This is a genomic window from Pseudomonas sp. GT1P32, from assembly GCF_054897805.1.
Genome location: NZ_CM142704.1, coordinates 2,801,343 through 2,819,459, shown reverse-complemented (window position 1 = coordinate 2,819,459; position 18,117 = coordinate 2,801,343). Strand labels below are relative to the sequence as shown.

Sequence of the window (18,117 nt, the reverse complement as noted above, 5' to 3'; positions counted from 1 at the left end):
CGCGCTCGCGAAAAAGACTGCGGCAAGCCTGACAACAAATGTCAGGCGTTGCCAGCATTGCCGTGTCACAGCACCGATATGGTCTTGGCGACGTGGGGTTTGCGCAGGCCCATCAGGCCGCTCAACCCTTTGGAAATCAGCGGCCAGAACAGCATCAGCAGCGCCGCCGTGGTCAGGCTGCCCACCAGCGGGTTGGACCAGAAAATCCCCAAGTGGCCGTCAGAAAACAGCATCGATTGACGGAACGCATCCTCAGCCTTGTCCCCTAGAACAGCCGCCAACACCAGCGGCGCAATCGGGTAACCGAGTTTCTTGAACAGATAACCCAGCGCGCCGAAGCCCAGCATCAGCACCACGTCGAAGAACGAGTTGTGCACCGAGTAAGCACCGATGGCGCAGACCATGATGATGATCGGCGCAATGATCGAGAACGGAATGCGCAGGATCGAAGCGAACAGCGGCACGGTCGCCAGCACCACGATCAGGCTCACCACGTTGCCCAGGTACATGCTCGCAATCAGGCCCCAGACAAAATCGTGCTGCTCGACGAACAACGTCGGGCCAGGGTGCAAGCCCCAGATCATCAAGCCACCGAGCATCACCGCTGCCGTGGCGGAACCGGGAATGCCCAAGGTCAGCATCGGTAGCAGGGCGCTGGTGCCGGCGGCATGGTCGGCGGTTTCCGGAGCGATCACGCCTTCGAGTTCACCCTTGCCAAAGTTCTCGCGATTCTTCGAGAAACGCCGCGCCAGGCTGTAGCTCATGAACGAGGCCGCCGTCGGGCCGCCGGGCGTGATGCCCATCCAGCAACCGACCAGCGTGCTGCGCACAATCGTCCACCAGTAACGCGGCAACTTGGCCCAGGTACGCAGAATCACCATCGGTGTAATGCGCGCATGCTCGCCGCGAAACACCAGGCCTTCTTCGACCGTGCAAAGGATTTCGCCGATGCCGAACAGGCCGATCACCGCCACTTCGAAGCTGATGCCCGTCATCAGGATCGGCTGGTCGAAGGTCAGGCGCAGGTTGCCCGATACGGTGTCCATGCCGACGGCCGCCATGGCGAAACCGATCATCATCGCCACCACGGTTTTCAGCGGCGGGTTTTTGCTCATGCCGATGAAAGTGCAGAACGCCAACAGGTACACCGCGAAGAACTCCGGTGAACTGAACGACATGGCGAAGGCAGCAATCTTGGTCGATAGAAAGGTCAGCAACAACACCCCGGCCAGCGCACCGATCAGTGCCGAACTGAAGGCGGCGGTCAATGCTTCGGCGGCGCGACCTTCGCGGGCCATCGGGTAGCCGTCGAAGGTCGTCGCCACCGATGAGGGCTCGCCGGGGATGTTGAACAGGATCGAGGTGATCGAGCCGCCGAACAGCGCGCCCCAATACATGCACGACAGCAGAATGATCGCCGACACCGGCGACATGGTGAATGTCAGCGGCAGCAACAACGCCACGCCGTTGGGGGCACCGAGGCCGGGCAGTACGCCGACCAGAATGCCCAGCAGCACGCCGATCACCATCAGGCCGATGTGGCCCGGGGTCAGGATCAGGTTCATGCCTTGCAGCAGGGAATCGAACTCGCTCATTTGAAATTTCTCCCGGCCAGGGCAATCCAGTCGCCCATCGGGCCGGCATCCAGCGGGACCTTGAACCACAGCGCGAAAATCAGGTAGCTGGCCAGCACCGCGCCAAGGGACACGCTGCCGATCATCAGTTTGCCGTAAGGCTTGGCGCGGACCTTGTCACGCCACATGAACCAGGCGATGAAGCAGGCCGACGCCACGTAGATGCCGGTGAACGGCATGGCGCCCACGAACAGCGCAATCGGGATGAACACCGACAGCACTTGCTTGAACGCAGTGCGGCTGACGAATGCAATGCTCAGGGCGTGCCAGCGCACCAGGGTCAACACGCCGTTGGCCACGCTGGCGGCGCTGAGCATCAGGCCGATGTAGAAGGGGAAGTAACCCGGCTCGGGGCCGGAATCGCCCCAGCCGATACCTTGTTCGACACTGCCGAACATCACCACTCCGCCGATCAGCGCAGTGAAGACAGCCAGGCCGAGTTCGACCCAGCGGGTACCGACCAGCGCCGGTGAATCCGAAGAATGGGACATGAAAGCACCTCCAGAGGTGACGGCCGTGCGCAGGCGGACGGCCGTCGGCAACTCAGTTTTTCAGCCAGCCGGCTTCTTTGAACACCGGGGTGACGCGGGCGGTGTCTTTCTCAATGTAGGCGGTCAGCGGCTCGCCTTCGAGGAAGGTGGGCACCAGTGCGTTCTGTTTGACGTAGGCCTTGAACTCCGGGGTTTCGGTGACTTTGCGCATCAGCTCGACATAGAACGCCCGTTGTTCGGCGGTGACTTCGCCGGGCATGAACACGGTGCGCGGGAAGCGGTACTGATCGATGCCAAGGCCCTGCTCGTGACAGGTCGGCACGTCGGCCCAGGATTTGTCGCCGGCGACTTTCTCGGTGTAGCCCATGCGCTCTTTACTGAACACGCACAGCGGCTCGACCTGATCGCCACGCCATTGGCTGATGCTTTCGCTGGGGTTGTTGACGTTGGCGGCGATGTGTTTGCCGGCCAGTTGGGTCGCGGCTTCGCTGCCGCTCTTGAACGGGATGTACACCAGTTTGCTGTTAGTGGTCTGGTTCAGCAGCAGGGTGAGGGTCTGGTCCACGTCCTTGGATTGGCTGCCGCCCATGCGCAGGTTCGACGGGTCAGCCTTGACCGCTTCGTAGAAGCCCTTGGCGTCCTTCCACGGTGCGTCTTTGTAGCTCCAGAGAATGAAATCGTCCTCGGCCACGGCGGCGATGGGGGTCAGTTCCTGCCATTGGTAGCCGAGCTTGGACACCAGCGGCAACAAGTAGATGTTGTTGGTGCCGATCACCAGTTTTTCCGGATCGCCCTTGTTCATTTTCAGGTCGAGGAAAGCTTCGGCGCCATTGCCGCCACCCTTGTTGAGGACGATGGTATTCACGTCGAGCAGCTTGTGGGTGGTGATGATCGACTGGATCAAACGGCCGAGTTGATCGGTGCCGCCACCGGGACCACCAGCGACGACGATTTCGACGTTCTTGTCCGGTTGCCAGGCTGCATGAGCGAGGGCGGGAAGGGCGCCGGCGGCGACCAGCGTGCAGCCAAGAAACAGACGGGATGTGCGACGGACGAATGCATTTCGCATGGAAGGGCCTCGTTTTTGTAGTTGTTATGAGTGACTTGTCAGAGCGGTAAAGCTGCAAGCCTGGCCCGAGTGTGGGAAGCCGCAGGCGTCGCGTCTAGTCAAAACAATACATACACCGATAGCCTGGGGTTATAGCTCGGGGCGGGAAAAATCGTGATGATCGTCGAATGCGTTGTGCCAGAGCGGTTTGAGTGGAAAGTGTGTGCAGGTCGGATTCATTGAAAGCCCCCTGAAAGCAGGGCATGACATAACCCGAGGCTATCGCCTTATTTCAAGTTTTGATTAGACGGTTATCAGTGAGCCTTCGATAGTGCTCACCAATGCCGAGAAAACGCAGCAAAACGCGAACCTTGTAGGAGCCGGCTTGCTGGCGATGGCGGAATGTCAGGCGCCATCAATATCGATTGATGCACCGCAATCACTGTAGGAGCCGGCTTGCTGGCGATAGCGTACCGTCAGGCGCCATCGACGTTGGTTGACACACCGCCATCGCCAGCAAGCCGGCTCCTACAGGTCGGTGTTTGCAACTTCACAAAAATAATAAATCGAGGTACGCACCATGGCTCGTTCCAGTGCTTCCCTGCAATTGCCCGCCGCAGCAGCCACACCGCTGACTGGCACCACCAAGGCCAGTAATGTGCGCTGGCGGATCTTCGCGATCATCTTCGCGTTGACCATGGTCAACCTCATCGACCGGGTGTCGCTGTCGATCGCGATGCCGACCATCGCCCATGAGTTTTCCCTGTCGCCGAGCATGCAAGGCCTGATCCTCAGCAGCTTCTTCTGGGCCTATGCGCTGTTGCAGATTCCCGGCGGCTGGATGATCGACCGCTTCGGTCCGCACCGGGTCATCAGTTGGTCCACCGGGTTGTGGGGGACGTTTCAAGTGTTGGCGGCATTTGCCACGGGCGGCTTGTCATTGTTGTTCGCCCGCGTCGCGCTCGGTGCTGCCGAGGCGCCCTTGTTCCCGTCGGGCGGCAAATTGATTTCGTTGTGGCTGGCGCCAAGCGAGCGCAGTCGCGGCGCGGTGCTGATGGACAGCGGCAGCCCGTTGGGCGTGGCGCTCGGCGGGTTGATCATCGCCTATCTGATCGCGTCGCTGGACTCATGGCGCCTGGCATTCGTCATCGCCGGTATCGCGACGCTTGTACTGGCGTGGCTGGCGCGGCGATACCTGCGCGATGACCCGGCCAGTCACTCGCAAGTGAATGCCGAAGAACTCGAGAAGATCAACGCCGGGCGCGCCACGCCGGCAGCCGAAGCGGCGCGAGTGCCGGTCAAAGGCCTGGGCATTGCGGCGCGTTCCCTGAGCGGTTTGCTGATCGGCCGCGCCAGTTGGGCGATGGTGTATTTCGGCTTGCTGACCTGGGGCCCGAGTTATCTGGCGCAGGCACGCGGCTTCGATATCAAGGGCATTGGCGCGGCGACCTTTGTGATTTTCGTCTGCGGTGCATTGGGCTCGTTGACCGGTGGTTTCCTCTGCGACGGGCTGATCCGCAAAGGCGTCAGCCGCGGTGTGGCGGTCAAGAGCCTGCTGGCGTTTTCAGGCCTGGTGGCCCTCGGCGCGTTCCTGTTATTGCCGACCCTGACTAACCCTTTTGCCGCCGTGGCGTTGTTGGCCATGACTGCGTTTTTCCTGATGTGGGGCAGCCTCTACTGGAGCTTCCCGGCATTGCTGGCGGCGCCGGCGCGGGTCGGCCTGATCGGCGGCGTGATGAACATGGCCGGCAGCACGGGCGGGATTGCGGTGCCGATCCTGGTCGGCGTAATCCTGCAAATGGCCGGTGGATTTGCGCCGGTGCTGGGGTTCTTTGCGGCGTGTTCGGCGGTCTTCGTTTTCGCCACGCTGTTCATCAGCCTCGACGAGGTGCGCCATGACTGAGTTGTATACGGGCCCGATCATCGACGCCCATCACCACTTCTGGGACCCGACGATCAATCACCATCCGTGGCTCGCGCCTGAAGCCAGGATCCCGTTTCGCTACGGCGACTACAGCGCGATCAAGCGGCGCTATTTTCCTGACGATTACTTCGCCGATGCCGGGCCGCATAACGTCGTGCAAACGGTGTACATCGAGACCGAATGGGACCCGCAGGACCCGATTGGCGAAACCCGATTCATTGAAGGTTTGGCGGCGCGTTACGGCGTACCGAATGCAATCGTCGCGCAGGCCTGGCTCGATCATCCGGATGCCATCGCGGTGCTCACCGAGCAGGCGAGTTTCAAGTGCGTACGCAGCGTGCGCCACAAACCCGGTGGCCCGACTTCGACGGCGCAGGTGGGCCATCTGCGCAGCCTGATGAGCGATGAACACTGGCGCCGCAGTTACGCCGCGCTGCAAGGGTTGGGGCTGCATTTCGATTTGCAGACACCCTGGTGGAACCTCTACGAAGCCGAACGGCTGGCCCGGGACTTTCCCGGCACCACGCTGATTCTCAACCACGCCGGGTTGCCCAATGACCGCAGCGCCGAAGGCCTGGCGGGGTGGCGTCTGGCGATGGCACGACTGGCCGAATGGCCGAACGTGCAGGTGAAGGTTTCCGGCCTGGGCCTGAAAGGGCAGGCGTGGCGCGCCAAAGACAATGCCTGGATCGTGCGCGAGGTGATTGCCATGTTCGGCACCGACCGCGTGATGTTCGCCAGCAACTTTCCGGTGGACAGCCTGTGCGGCTCGTTCGACGACATCTACAGCGGTTTCAAATCCATCGTTGCTGACCTGCCGATGGCGGATCAGGAGCGCCTGTTCTACAGCAACGCGCAGCGGGTTTATCGCTGCGAGCCTAGCGCCATTGACCGTACATGGCCCGAACCCTTGAGGAGTGAAGCATGAGCAAGACAACCATCGCCATGGTCCTGGGCGACCCGGCGGGCATCGGCCCGGAACTGATCGCACGCCTGCTCGCCGAGCCTCAGGTTCGCAGCCAGGCCAACGTGATCCTGATTGCCGACGAGGCGGAAATGCGGCGCGGCATGCGCATCGCCGGGGTGGAATTTCCGTACCGTCGCGTCGAGTCGCTGGATCAGCTGTCATTTGTCGATGACACGCCGTTGTTCTATGACTTTCGCGGCGACACCATTGGCGAATTCCCGCGCAGTGAAGCCAGCGTCATTGGTGGCCGCTACAGCCTCGACACTCTGGAAAAAGCCCTGCGCCTGACCGAGGCCGGCACCACTGGCGCGGTGCTGTTCGGGCCGCTGAACAAGACCTCGCTGCACATGGCCGGCATGGCCCACAACGACGAGTTGCACTGGTTCGCCGAGCTGCTGGATTTCCACGGGCCGTTCTGCGAATTCAACGTGCTCGACAACCTCTGGACGTCGCGGGTGACCTCGCATGTGGCGCTGTCGGAGGTGCCGGGCATGCTGACGCAAGCGCGGGTGGTGGAAGCGATCCAGCTGATCGACACCGCGCTCAAGCGCAACGGTCTGGCGAAGCCGCGCATCGGCGTGTGCGGCTTGAACCCGCATAACGGCGACAACGGCTCGTTCGGTCGCGAAGAACTGGACATCATCGGCCCGGCCGTACGTTCGGCGCAGGCGTTGGGGATTGCGGCCGAAGGTCCGTATCCGGGCGACACGATTTTCCTCAAGGTGCAGGGTGATGCGAGCGCCTTTGACGCGGTGGTGACGATGTACCACGACCAGGGACAGATCGCGATCAAGTTGATGGGCTTCTCCCGTGGGGTGACGGTGCAGGGCGGCTTGCCGATCCCCATCACCACACCCGCGCATGGCACCGCGTTTGATATCGCCGGCCAGGGCAAAGCCAACCCCGGCGCGATCCGCCAGGCCTTCGAAATCGCCTGCCGCATGGGCACCAACAACTACTGACACACCGCCAAACCCACCGACACACCGCAACCTCCTGTAGGAGCCGGCTTGCTGGCGATGAGGTCCTGACAGACACATATAAAGTGCCTGTCAGGCCCTCATCGCCAGCAAGCCGGCTCCTACAGTTTCTGGTGGTGTTGCCAGTATTTGTGAACCATGCAAAACCCTGTAGGAGCTGGCTTGCCAGCGATGAGGGCCCGACAGACGCAGATGAAGTGCCTGTCAGACCGCCATCGCCAGCAAGCCGGCTCCTACAGTTTCTGGTGGTGTTGCCAGCATTTGTGAACCATGCAAAACCCTGTAGGAGCTGGCTTGCCAGCGATGAGGGCCTGACAGACGCAGATGAAGTGCCTGTCAGACCGCCATCGCCGGCAAGCCGGCTCCTACAGTTTCTGGTGGTGTTGCCAGTATTTGTGAACCATGCAAAACCCTGTAGGAGCGGGCTTGCCAGCGATGAGGGCCCGACAGACGCAGATGAAGTGCCTGTCAGACCGCCATCGCCAGCAAGCCGGCTCCTACAGTTGTTTATGCCGCCTTCAAAATCCATTTAACACACCCCCCTGTAGGAGCTGGCTTGCCAGCGATGAGGGCCTGACAGACACGGATGAAGTGCCTGTCAGACCGCTATCGCCGGCAAGCCGGCTCCTACAGTTTTGTGTGGTTTCTGATAACTCGATCAGGCCAATAACCGCACTTACCTATCACCTCAGGTTATCGATGGATGTGCATAAGTGATTATCCGCCGCCCTGTGCGCTGGCTAAAGTCGCTCCATCGAATGACCAGAGCCGGCCACCCGAGCCGCCTCGATCGCACGATTCAACAACTACAAAAAGCCCGCCTTGTCACTTCCGCAAGGCACATACCGGCAGCAAAGGAACCTTCACATGACTCGTCCAGATTTCGCCCTGGCTCTGTCCAGTGCCATCTCCAAAAGCCGGCTGCGTCTGCTACCGTTTCTGATCCTGATGTACATCCTCGCTTTCATCGATCGCTCCAACGTCGGCTTCGCCAAAGCCGCGTTGCAGGCCGACACCGGTTTGGGTGATGCCGCGTTCGCGTTCGGCGCGAGCATCTTCTTCATCGGCTACGCGTTCTTCGAAGTGCCGAGCAACTACATGCTGCACCGCCTCGGCGCGAAGGTCTGGCTGTGCCGGATCATGGTCACCTGGGGCCTGGTGTCGGCGGCGATGATGTTTGCCCACAACGCCGAAACCTTTTACGTCCTGCGCTTCCTGCTGGGTGTCGCCGAAGCCGGCTTCTTCCCGGGGATCATCCTTTACCTCACCTACTGGTTCCCGGCACAAAGCCGTGGCCAGGCGCTCGGTCTGTTCTACTTCGGCTTGCCCCTGGCGCTGGTGCTGGGCAGCCCGCTGTCGGGCTGGTTGCTGGACTTCCACGGCGTGTTCGGCCTGACCAACTGGCAATGGTTGTTCGTCGTCGAAGGCTTGATGGCGTCAGTGGTCGGCATCGCTGCGTACTTCTATCTGGTCAACCGCCCGGCCGATGCCACGTGGTTGAGCGTCGATGAAAAGCAGGCGCTGCAAACCGCGCTCAGCGAAGAAGACGCGCAGAAAAAAGACAGCAGCCCCCATGGATTTCTCAGTGCACTGCGCAACCCTCGGGTGCTGCAATTCTGCCTGGCGTATTTCACCATTCAGATGAGCGTGTACGGCGTGGTGTTTTACCTGCCGACGCGCATCGCCGGGCTGCTCGACGGCCACGTCGGCCTCAACGTCGGCCTGATCACCGCGATCCCGTGGATCTGCGCCCTGATCGTGACCCGTCTTGTTACTCGCTACGCCGACCGCACCGGGCAACATCGTCGCCTCGCCGTGTGCATGCTGACCATGGCCGCGCTCGGCATCGCTGCCTCGGCGCTGGGCACCAGCATGGTTCCGGTGGTCATCGCCTTCTGTTTCGCCGCGGCCGGTTTCGTCTCGGTGCAGCCACTGTTCTGGACCATTCCCACCAGTTACCTCAGCGGTGCCGCCGCTGCCGGCGGGATCGCCCTGATCAACTCCATCGGCAACCTCGGCGGCTTCGTCGCGCCGAACCTGAAAACCGTGATGGAAACCAGTTTCGCCGACCCCCGCGCCGGCATGTTCGCCCTGGCCCTGGTCGGCATTGTTGGCGCCGTCCTGTTGTCCCGACTTCGCAGCACCCACACCCCTAAATCACCCTCGCAGCTCACACCGGCTCAGGTTGGCTGATCACTACCCAAGCGTTAGCAAGGAATTGAATTCATGAAAATCAAAGCAATCCGTACCCGCGTTTTCGAGTGGAAAGGCAAAGTCGTCCCTCCGCAAGCGCACTTCTGCACCAACGCCAGCGACATCCTGTTCGAACGCGGCGACGCCATGGGTTCGTTCCGTTTCCACGGCTGGCTGGTGGTGGAAGTCGAGACCGACACCGGTCTCGTCGGAATCGGTAACTGCGCCCTGGCGCCGCGTGTGGCCAAGGAAATCATCGACACCTACCTGGCGCCGATTGCGATTGGTGAAGACCCGTTCGACAACGAATACATCTGGCAGAAGATGTACCGCCAGAGCCACGCCTGGGGCCGTAAAGGCATCGGCATGGCGGCGATCTCGGCGATCGACATCGCGATCTGGGACATCATGGGCAAAGCGGTCAACAAACCGGTGTTCAAGTTGCTCGGTGGTCGCACCAAGGAAAAGATCTGGACCTACGCCTCCAAGCTCTACGCCAACGACAACCTCGACCTGTTCCTCGAAGAGGCCCAGGGTTATCTGAACCAGGGTTTCACCGCGCTGAAAATGCGCTTCGGCTACGGCCCGAAAGACGGCCCGGCGGGCATGCGCAAGAATATCGAACAAGTGCGTGCACTGCGTGAACTGGCCGGCCCGGACATCGACATCATGCTCGAATGCTACATGGGCTGGACCCTCGAATACGCACGGCGCATGTTGCCGAAACTCGCCGAATTCGAACCGCGCTGGCTCGAAGAACCGGTGATCGCCGACGACATCGAAGGCTACATCGAGCTGAAAAAAATGGGGATCATGCCGATCTCCGGCGGCGAGCACGAATTCACCTCTTACGGCTTCAAGGACCTGCTGGAACGCCGCGCCGTCGACGTGATCCAGTACGACACCAACCGTGTGGGCGGCATCACCGCCGCGCGCAAGATCAACGCCATGGCCGAAGCCTGGTCGGTGCCGGTGATCCCGCACGCCGGGCAGATGCACAACTATCACCTGACCATGTCCACCACCGCCTCACCGATGGCCGAGTTCTTCCCGGTCTTCGACGTCGAGGTCGGCAACGAACTCTTCTACTACGTGTTCAAGGGCGAGCCGCAGCCGGTCAACGGCTACATCCAGCTCGACGACAACAAGCCGGGCCTGGGCCTGGAAATCTCCGATGAATACCTGAGCGACTTCAACATCATCGAGTGACCTTGAGGCGCCGCTTTTGGGCGGCGCCATCCCCGACTTTATGGAGGGCCGTCATGCGCCTGATTCAATTTGAAAACACTGCCGGTGAGCGCCAGGTCGGCCTCGTCGAGGGCTCGCAGGTCCAGGTGCTCAAAGGCACCCGCAGCACCCGTGAACTGGCACTCGCGGCGATCCGTGCTCAACGCAGCCTGCAAGAAGAAGTCTTCCTGCGCGGCACTGAACCTGGCCCGGATTACGCGCAACTGTTGCAGCAGGGCAACGTCCTGCCGCCGCTGGATCACGAAGACCCGGCGCACTGCCTGATCAGCGGCACCGGCCTGACCCATCTGGGCAGCGCCTCGGCGCGGGACAAAATGCACCAGCAGGATGGCGTCGTTGAAGCCGGCATGACCGACACCATGCGCATTTTCAAGTGGGGCCTTGAGGGTGGGAAACCGGCGGCGGGTCAGGTTGGGGCGCAGCCGGAATGGTTCTACAAAGGCGACGGCAGCATCGTCGTGCGCCCCGGCGCAGATTTCCCGGTGCCACCGTTTGCCGAAGACGCCGGTGAAGAGCCAGAGCTGACCGGTCTGTATGTGATTGGCGATGACGGCCTGCCGTATCGCGTCGGTTATGCGCTGGGCAATGAATTCTCCGACCATGTCATGGAGCGCCGCAATTACCTGTACCTCGCGCACTCGAAACTGCGTTTCTGCGCCTATGGTCCGGAGCTGCGTGTCGGTGAATTGCCCCGTCATCTGGCGGGCACCAGCCGCATCATCCGCAACGGCGAAACCCTCTGGGAAAAAGAGTTTCTCAGTGGCGAAGACAACATGTGCCACAGCCTCGCCAACCTCGAATTCCATCACTTCAAATACGCGCAGTTTTTGCGTCCGGGCGATGTTCACGTGCATTACTTCGGCACCGCCACCCTGTCATTTGCCGACGGCGTGAAAACCCAGCCGGGGGATCGCTTCCAGATCAGCCTCGACGCGTTTGGCGCACCGTTGGAAAACGGCATCGGCGAAAGCGCCCAGCCGTTGGCCATCGGTCAGATTCGCGCGCTCTAAAAGCCGGCGGAACATCCGCCCTTGTAGGAGCCGGCTTGCCGGCGATTGCGTCCGAGAGATCGATGCAAGGCTTGAGGGCCAATCGCCGGCAAGCCGGCTCCTACAGGTTCGTGCCCATCGATCAGGAACAATTTTATGACCACGCAATCCGGACACAACTACATCGGCGGTCAGCGCAGCGCCAACGGCACGTTGCAACTGCAAAGCCTCGACGCAACAACCGGCGAACAGCTGCCCGGCACCTTCCTCCAGGCGACTGAAGCCGAAGTGGATGCCGCCGCCAAAGCCGCCGCTGCGGCGTACCCGATCTACCGCAACCTGAGCGCGGAAAAACGCGCCACGTTCCTTGACGCCATCGCCGATGAAATCGATGCACTGGGCGATGATTTCGTCGCCACGGTCTGCCGGGAAACGGCACTGCCGGCCGGGCGTATCCAGGGCGAGCGTGGGCGCACTAGCGGCCAGATGCGCCTGTTCGCCAAGGTCCTGCGGCGCGGTGATTTCTACGGCGCGCGGATCGATCGGGCCTTGCCGGATCGCCAGCCGTTGGCACGCCCGGATCTACGCCAGTACCGCATTGCCATCGGCCCGGTGGCGGTGTTCGGCGCCAGCAACTTTCCGCTCGCTTTTTCCACGGCGGGTGGCGATACCGCTTCGGCACTGGCCGCCGGTTGCCCGGTGGTATTCAAGGCGCACAGCGGACACATGGCGACCGCCGAACGGGTCGCGGATGCAATCATCCGTGCCGCCGAGCGCACCGGCATGCCGGCCGGTGTGTTCAACATGATTTATGGCGGTGGCGTCGGTGAGTGGCTGGTCAAGCACCCGGCCATTCAAGCGGTGGGCTTCACCGGTTCGCTCAAGGGCGGCAATGCCCTGAGCCACATGGCCGCGACCCGGCCGCAACCGATCCCGGTGTTCGCCGAAATGTCGAGCATCAACCCGGTGTTCCTGTTGCCCGAAGCCCTCTCCGTACGGGGCGAGCAGATCGCGGCGCAACTGGCCGGTTCGGTGACCTTGGGCTGCGGGCAGTTCTGCACCAATCCGGGTTTGGTCATCGGTTTGCGTTCGCCACAGTTCAGCGCTTTCCTTCAACAGTTCTGCGCCAACATGAACGAGCAGCCAGCACAAACCATGCTCAACGCCGGCGCTCTGGTCAGCTACAGCCAAGGCCTTGGTGAACTGCACGAACACCCGGGGCTGACGCACCTGGCGGGAAAACCGCAGCAGGGCAATCAGGCGCAACCGCAGGTGTTCAAGGCCGATGTCAGCCTGCTGCTCAAGGGCGATGAGTTGCTTCAGGAAGAAGTGTTCGGGCCGACCACCATCGTCATCGAAGTCGAAGATCGGGCGCAGCTCGCGGCGGCGCTGCACGGCCTGCGCGGGCAATTGACGGCGACGCTGATCGGCGAGGCCGAGGAACTGCTGGAGTACCGCTGGCTGGCGGAATTGCTACAGGAAAAAGTCGGGCGGATCTTGCTCAACGGCTATCCGACCGGGGTCGAAGTCTGTGAGGCGATGGTGCATGGCGGGCCGTATCCGGCGACGTCGGACTCTCGCGGGACGTCGGTAGGGACGCTGGCGATTGATCGATTCCTGCGGCCGGTGTGCTTCCAGAATTACCCGGATACGTTGTTGCCCGAGGCGTTGCAGAACGCGAATCCGCTGGGGATTCGGCGGTTGGTGGATGGTGAGTTGAGTCAGTCAGCCTTGTAATACCAGAACAGCCGCCATCGCGAGCAGGCTCGCTCCCACAGTTGACCGAGTTGTCCGGGCGGACGCGGTCTAATGTGGGAGCGAGACCGGCTTGCCGGCGATGGCGTTATCGATCACACCACAACTCTACTTGGCAGTCACCGATGCGACCTTCACCGCGGAAGGCTTCAACACCAACCACAACGCCGCCGCAATCAACACCCCGCCATACACATGCGCCATCGACAACGGCTCATCCAGCAACAACGCCCCCCACAACACCCCGAACGGCGGAATCAGGAACGTCGTTGTCATCGATTTCAAAGGCCCGATCGAGCTGAGCAGGCGGAAGTAAATGATGTACGCAAACGCCGTGCACCCCAGGCCCAGCCCCAACAACGACAGCCACACGCTCCAGCCGCCCCAGCTTGCCGGTGGCTGGCTGATCACGCTGTAGCCGAACAGCGGAAGCAGGAACAACGTCGCCCCGAGCATGCTGCCCAGTGCCGAAAGACGACTGTCGAGCCCGCCGGCCTGATCGAGCCAGCGGCGGGCGAGGAACCCGGCAAAACCATAACAGGTGGTGGCGAGCAGGCAGGCGAGGGCGCCCATCAGCAGTTGCAGGTCGAAGGCCACCGGGCCGGCACGGGTCAGCACGCCAACACCGAACAAACCGAGAAACACCCCGCCGAGCTTGGCCGCAGTGAGCCGCTCACTGAAGAACAGGCCGCCGATCAACACGCCCATCAATGGCGTGGTGGCGTTGAAGATTGCCGAGTAACCGGCGGGCAGCACCTGGGCCGCTACGGAATAGAGAGTCGCCGGAATCCCGGAGTTGATCACTCCGAGCAGCATCACGGTTTTGAGCTTGCCTTTGAAATCCCAGCTGATGCGCATCAGCCCGACAATCACCAGCAACCCGACCGCCGCAATCGACACGCGGAAAAACGCCGTGGGGATGCTGCCAATCACTGGGGCGATGATGCGCATGAACAGGAAACTCGCGCCCCAGATGGCCGCCAGCGACAGTAAACGAACGATATCGACAGGGCTCACGGTGCACTCCTTCCTTGATGGGGACGAGAGTGTTGCCGAGAGCCTTGCCTATGGCAACCGAAAAACGGGCATCAAATTATGAAACGTGTCACCAGACCGTTGAGGTCGATTGCCAGCCGCGACAGTTCCTGACTGGCGGCCGAAGTCTGGGTGGCGCCGGCGGCGGTCTGGGTCGAGAGATCGCGAATGTTCACCAGGTTCTGATCGACTTCCCGGGCCACCAGCGCTTGCTGTTCGGCGGCGCTGGCGATGACCAGGTTGCGTTCGTTGATCTGCGAGATCGATGCGGTGATTTTCTCCAGGGCGCTGCCGGCACTGTTGGCCCGGCGCAAGGTCTGGCTGGCGTGTTCGGCACTGCTTTGCAGCGCGCTGACCGTGGCCCCGGTGCCGTGCTGGATGTTGTTGATCATCAGCTCGATTTCTTCGGTGGAGTTCTGGGTGCGTTGCGCCAGCGAGCGCACTTCATCGGCCACCACGGCAAACCCGCGCCCGGCTTCACCGGCGCGTGCGGCTTCGATGGCCGCATTGAGCGCCAGCAGGTTGGTCTGCCCGGCGATGCCGCGAATCACTTCCAGTACTTTGCTGATGTCCTGCGCCTGAACCGCCAGGCCCTCGGCCCGCTCCGAGGCGCCGAGCACTTCGCTGACCAGCCCCTGAATCGCGGTGATGGTTTCACTGACCTGCACGTGGCCGTGCTTGCTGTCCTCGTTCGACGCCTGGGAGGCTTCGGCGCTGGACACGGCATTCGCGGCGACTTCGTCCACCGCAGTGCTCATTTCGGTGACGGCGGTGGCGGCCATCTCGATCTGGTCGTTCTGCTGCTGCAGGCCGCGAGTGCTTTCCTCCATCACCGAGCTCATCTCCTCGGCTGCCGACGCCAGTTGGCGCGCCGAGTCGCTGATGCCGCGAATGGTCGTGCGCAGGTTGCCTTGCATGTCGGCGAGGGCGTTGAGCAATTGCGCGGCTTCGTCCTTGCCGTGGCTGGCAATCTGTCCACTGAGGTCGCCCGCGGCAATCCGGCGTGCGACCTGCAGCGCCTGATTGATTGGCGTGGTGATGCTGCGCGTCAGCAACCAGGCCAGTAGTAGCGTGGCGATCAGCGCAATCACGATGATCGTGCCGACGATCCATTGCGCGCGCTGGTACATCAGCGCGGCAGCGGCCGCTGCGGTATCGGCGCCTTGCTGATTGAAACTGATCATCGACTCAAGGGCTTTATCCAGCACGATGCCCTGCGGGGCCAGTTCACTGTTGAGGCGAGCGAAGGCCTGCTCATCCTGGCCGGCATCAATATGCACGAGGATCTGGTCGATGATGGCCAGGTACTTGGCGACGGCAGCATTCAGGCTGTCGAGCATGACCCGTTCCTGGTCGCTGGACAGCAGCGTCTTGTGGTCGTTGAGGCGCTTTTGCAGTTCCTGGCGTTGCGCGTTGAGGATGCCTTTGCTCCTTTCCCGTACAGCGCTCTGGCTGTTGGCGATCAACCGCAACGATTCCAGGCGGATGGTGGCGATGTTGGATGCGCTGTCATGGATGCTCTCGATGCTCGGCATCCACGATTCCTCGATGACCGATGCACTTTCGCGCAGGGTCGCCATCTGACCCAGGCCGAACAGCCCGACCAGCACCAGCAGGCTGGCCAGCACCGCAAAACTCAAGCTCGCGCGCAAACCTATGCGCATGTTCCTTATAGGCATCTTATGTGCTCCTTGGGCATTTTGAGAGGTAGTCCTCGTGGACCGAGGATCTTGTTTTTAGGCGGGTGAACGTGGGGTGTATATCAAAGAGCCATCATCTTGGTAAGACCAATCCGAGAGCGCTTTTCAGGCCGGCTGGCATTCCGGGAAAAGCAGAAAATCTAAAGGCTGACGTTTGCCTCAGCGTGGATTGGATCCGAACGCCTGATAATCAGAGGGCTGTAGATGAATCGATTAAGTGGAATGAAGGGGGCTAGTGAGGTCGTTTACTGACCGAACGGTCGATTAAAAAAAGTCTGAAAAAACTGCGCCCATGAGTGATTCATTCGTTTTCGGACCGAAATTGGGCTTCTCCTGCACCCGGTTCACTGGCTAAGCTCAGGCCTTCCGAATTCCCGTAGAGGTCTCACCATGCCGCAGCAATGGCCAGCCGCCGACATCGCCCGAATGATCCTCGATGGCTTTGACGATTACCGCGAGCATTTCCGGCAGATCACCGACGGCGCCCGGGCGCGTTTCGAGCAAGCCCAATGGCAGGAAACGCAAATCGCCTCGGCGGCGCGGATCAACCTCTACGAAGATAAAGTCAGCGAAACGGTGGACCGGCTGCGCATCGCGTTCGACGCCGATACGCTGGATGTCAGCTGCTGGCCACTGGTCAAAAGCGCCTACATCAGCCTGATCGACCTGCGCTTCGACGATGAGCTGTCCGAGACCTGGTACAACTCGATCTTCTGCGGGCTGTTCAGCCACGACCTGATCAGCGACGGCTGCATGTTCATCCACACCACCCGGCCAAGCCTGCGCCGGGCGCGCGCCGCGCAAACCCGCACCTACAAACCTCAAGGCCAGTTGTCGGGCATGTTGGCGAGCATTTTTGCCGACTACCGTTTCAGCGAGGATTACGCCGACCTCGCGGGTGATCTGCGTCGCCTCGAAGCACAGCTGCGCGAGAACCTGCCGGACTGGGTGTGCAAGGATCCCGAGCTGAGCGTCGAGCTGTTTTCCTCGGTGTTGTACCGCAACAAGGGCGCCTACCTGGTCGGGCGCATCTACACCACCGATGAGCAATGGCCGCTGGCGATTCCGCTGCTGCACCTTGAGGGCCGTGGCATCCAGATCGATGCGTTGATCACCGACGAAGCCGATGTGTCGATCATCTTCTCGTTCACCCGTTCCTACTTCATGGTCGATGTGCCGGTGCCGGCGGAGTTCATCGGTTTCCTGCGGCGGATCTTGCCGGGCAAGCACATCGCCGAGCTGTACACCTCGATCGGTTTCTACAAGCACGGCAAGTCGGAGTTCTACCGGGCGCTGATCAACCACCTGGCCAGCACCGACGACCAGTTCATCATGGCCCCCGGCGTGCGCGGCATGGTGATGAGCGTGTTCACGCTGCCGGGTTTCAACACCGTGTTCAAAATCATCAAGGACCGTTTCTCGCCGTCGAAAAACGTCGACCGCGCCACGGTGATCGAGAAGTACCGGCTGGTGAAAAGCGTCGACCGCGTCGGGCGCATGGCCGATACCCAGGAGTTCGCCGATTTCCGTTTTCCGTTGAGCAAGTTCGAGCCTGCGTGTCTGGAAGAGTTGCTGGACGTGGCGGCGTCTACCGTGTCGGTGGAAGGCGACACCGTATTGATCCGCCACTGCTGGACCGAGCGGCGGATGACCCCGTTGAACCTGTACCTGGAAAACGCCAACGAGGCGCAGGTGCACGACGCGCTGGAAGATTACGGCCTGGCGATCAAGCAACTGGCGGCGGCGAATATCTTTCCCGGCGACATGCTGCTGAAAAACTTCGGCGTCACCCGTCACGGTCGCGTGGTGTTTTATGACTACGACGAGATCTGCTTCCTGACCGAAGCCAACTTCCGCCACATCCCGCAACCACGCACGCCGGAAGACGAGATGGCGTCCGAGCCTTGGTATTCGATCGGGCCGCTGGATGTGTTCCCCGAGGAATTCCCGCCGTTTCTGTTTGCCGATTCCGCGCAGCGGCGCTTGTTCGATCAGTTGCACGGCGAGTTGTACAACGCCGATTACTGGAAAAGCCTGCAAGAGGCGATTCGTGCCGGCAAGGTGATCGACGTGTTCCCGTATCGGCGCAAGGGCATGGATACCGAATGACATCGTGCAGGTGACCACCGACCTGTAGGAGCTGGCTTGCCGGC

At 61.5% G+C, this 18,117-nt stretch carries 13 protein-coding genes; 8 read left to right on the top strand and 5 right to left on the bottom strand.

All coding sequences use genetic code 11. The features are described 5' to 3' along the window. Window positions 1-65: 65 nt before the first annotated feature. From ACYZUC_RS12860 to ACYZUC_RS12850, 3 genes are read right to left on the bottom strand one after another with little or no spacing between them, the layout of a single operon-like run. Entirely contained in the window at window positions 66-1,595 is a 1,530-nt protein-coding gene (locus ACYZUC_RS12860) for a tripartite tricarboxylate transporter permease (protein WP_461996108.1), read from the bottom strand. After that, entirely contained in the window at window positions 1,592-2,125 is a 534-nt protein-coding gene (locus ACYZUC_RS12855; protein WP_461996107.1) for a tripartite tricarboxylate transporter TctB family protein, read from the bottom strand. Before ACYZUC_RS12855 ends, ACYZUC_RS12860 begins: the two co-directional genes overlap by 4 nt. Window positions 2,126-2,177: 52 nt before the next feature. Further along, window positions 2,178-3,194, bottom strand: coding sequence for a Bug family tripartite tricarboxylate transporter substrate binding protein (locus ACYZUC_RS12850; RefSeq protein WP_461996105.1), 1,017 nt, complete (start codon window positions 3,192-3,194; stop codon window positions 2,178-2,180). A gap of 559 nt (window positions 3,195-3,753) precedes the next feature. Here ACYZUC_RS12850 and ACYZUC_RS12845 point away from each other — a divergent pair. The 7 genes from ACYZUC_RS12845 (at window position 3,754) to ACYZUC_RS12815 (ending at window position 13,211) form a co-directional block, all read left to right on the top strand. Then, window positions 3,754-5,076 carry an MFS transporter gene (locus ACYZUC_RS12845; RefSeq protein WP_461996103.1) on the top strand — a complete coding sequence of 441 codons (1,323 nt, stop codon included), beginning with the start codon at window positions 3,754-3,756 and terminating at the stop codon, window positions 5,074-5,076. Then, window positions 5,069-6,025 carry an amidohydrolase family protein gene (locus tag ACYZUC_RS12840; RefSeq protein ID WP_461996101.1) on the top strand — a complete coding sequence of 319 codons (957 nt, stop codon included), beginning with the start codon at window positions 5,069-5,071 and terminating at the stop codon, window positions 6,023-6,025. The genes ACYZUC_RS12845 and ACYZUC_RS12840 overlap by 8 nt, the downstream gene beginning before the upstream one ends. Continuing rightward, window positions 6,022-7,026, top strand: coding sequence for a 4-hydroxythreonine-4-phosphate dehydrogenase PdxA (locus ACYZUC_RS12835; RefSeq protein WP_461996100.1), 1,005 nt, complete (start codon window positions 6,022-6,024; stop codon window positions 7,024-7,026). Before ACYZUC_RS12840 ends, ACYZUC_RS12835 begins: the two co-directional genes overlap by 4 nt. An 885-nt stretch (window positions 7,027-7,911) precedes the next feature. Beyond that, window positions 7,912-9,237: an MFS transporter gene (locus ACYZUC_RS12830; RefSeq protein ID WP_461996098.1), complete on the top strand. Its 1,326-nt coding sequence runs from the start codon at window positions 7,912-7,914 to the stop codon at window positions 9,235-9,237. A 33-nt stretch (window positions 9,238-9,270) separates the two neighbouring features. Beyond that, window positions 9,271-10,446 carry an L-rhamnonate dehydratase gene (locus ACYZUC_RS12825; protein ID WP_008043480.1) on the top strand — a complete coding sequence of 392 codons (1,176 nt, stop codon included), beginning with the start codon at window positions 9,271-9,273 and terminating at the stop codon, window positions 10,444-10,446. 53 nt (window positions 10,447-10,499) lie between these two features. Beyond that, window positions 10,500-11,495, top strand: coding sequence for an AraD1 family protein (araD1, locus tag ACYZUC_RS12820; protein WP_461996096.1), 996 nt, complete (start codon window positions 10,500-10,502; stop codon window positions 11,493-11,495). A gap of 135 nt (window positions 11,496-11,630) precedes the next feature. Beyond that, a complete protein-coding gene (locus ACYZUC_RS12815; RefSeq protein WP_461996094.1) occupies window positions 11,631-13,211 on the top strand; it encodes an aldehyde dehydrogenase (NADP(+)) in 1,581 nt (526 codons plus the stop codon). A gap of 126 nt (window positions 13,212-13,337) precedes the next feature. On the opposite strand, the gene ACYZUC_RS12810 is transcribed toward ACYZUC_RS12815, so the two are convergent. Next, window positions 13,338-14,246, bottom strand: coding sequence for a DMT family transporter (locus ACYZUC_RS12810; RefSeq protein ID WP_461996092.1), 909 nt, complete (start codon window positions 14,244-14,246; stop codon window positions 13,338-13,340). A 71-nt stretch (window positions 14,247-14,317) separates the two neighbouring features. Further along, window positions 14,318-15,943, bottom strand: coding sequence for a methyl-accepting chemotaxis protein (locus tag ACYZUC_RS12805; protein WP_461996090.1), 1,626 nt, complete (start codon window positions 15,941-15,943; stop codon window positions 14,318-14,320). A 411-nt stretch (window positions 15,944-16,354) separates the two neighbouring features. Between ACYZUC_RS12805 and aceK the strand changes: the two genes are divergently transcribed. Further along, window positions 16,355-18,073, top strand: a complete 1,719-nt coding sequence (gene aceK, locus ACYZUC_RS12800) for a bifunctional isocitrate dehydrogenase kinase/phosphatase (protein ID WP_008029042.1) — start codon at window positions 16,355-16,357, stop codon at window positions 18,071-18,073. Window positions 18,074-18,117 lie beyond the last annotated feature (44 nt).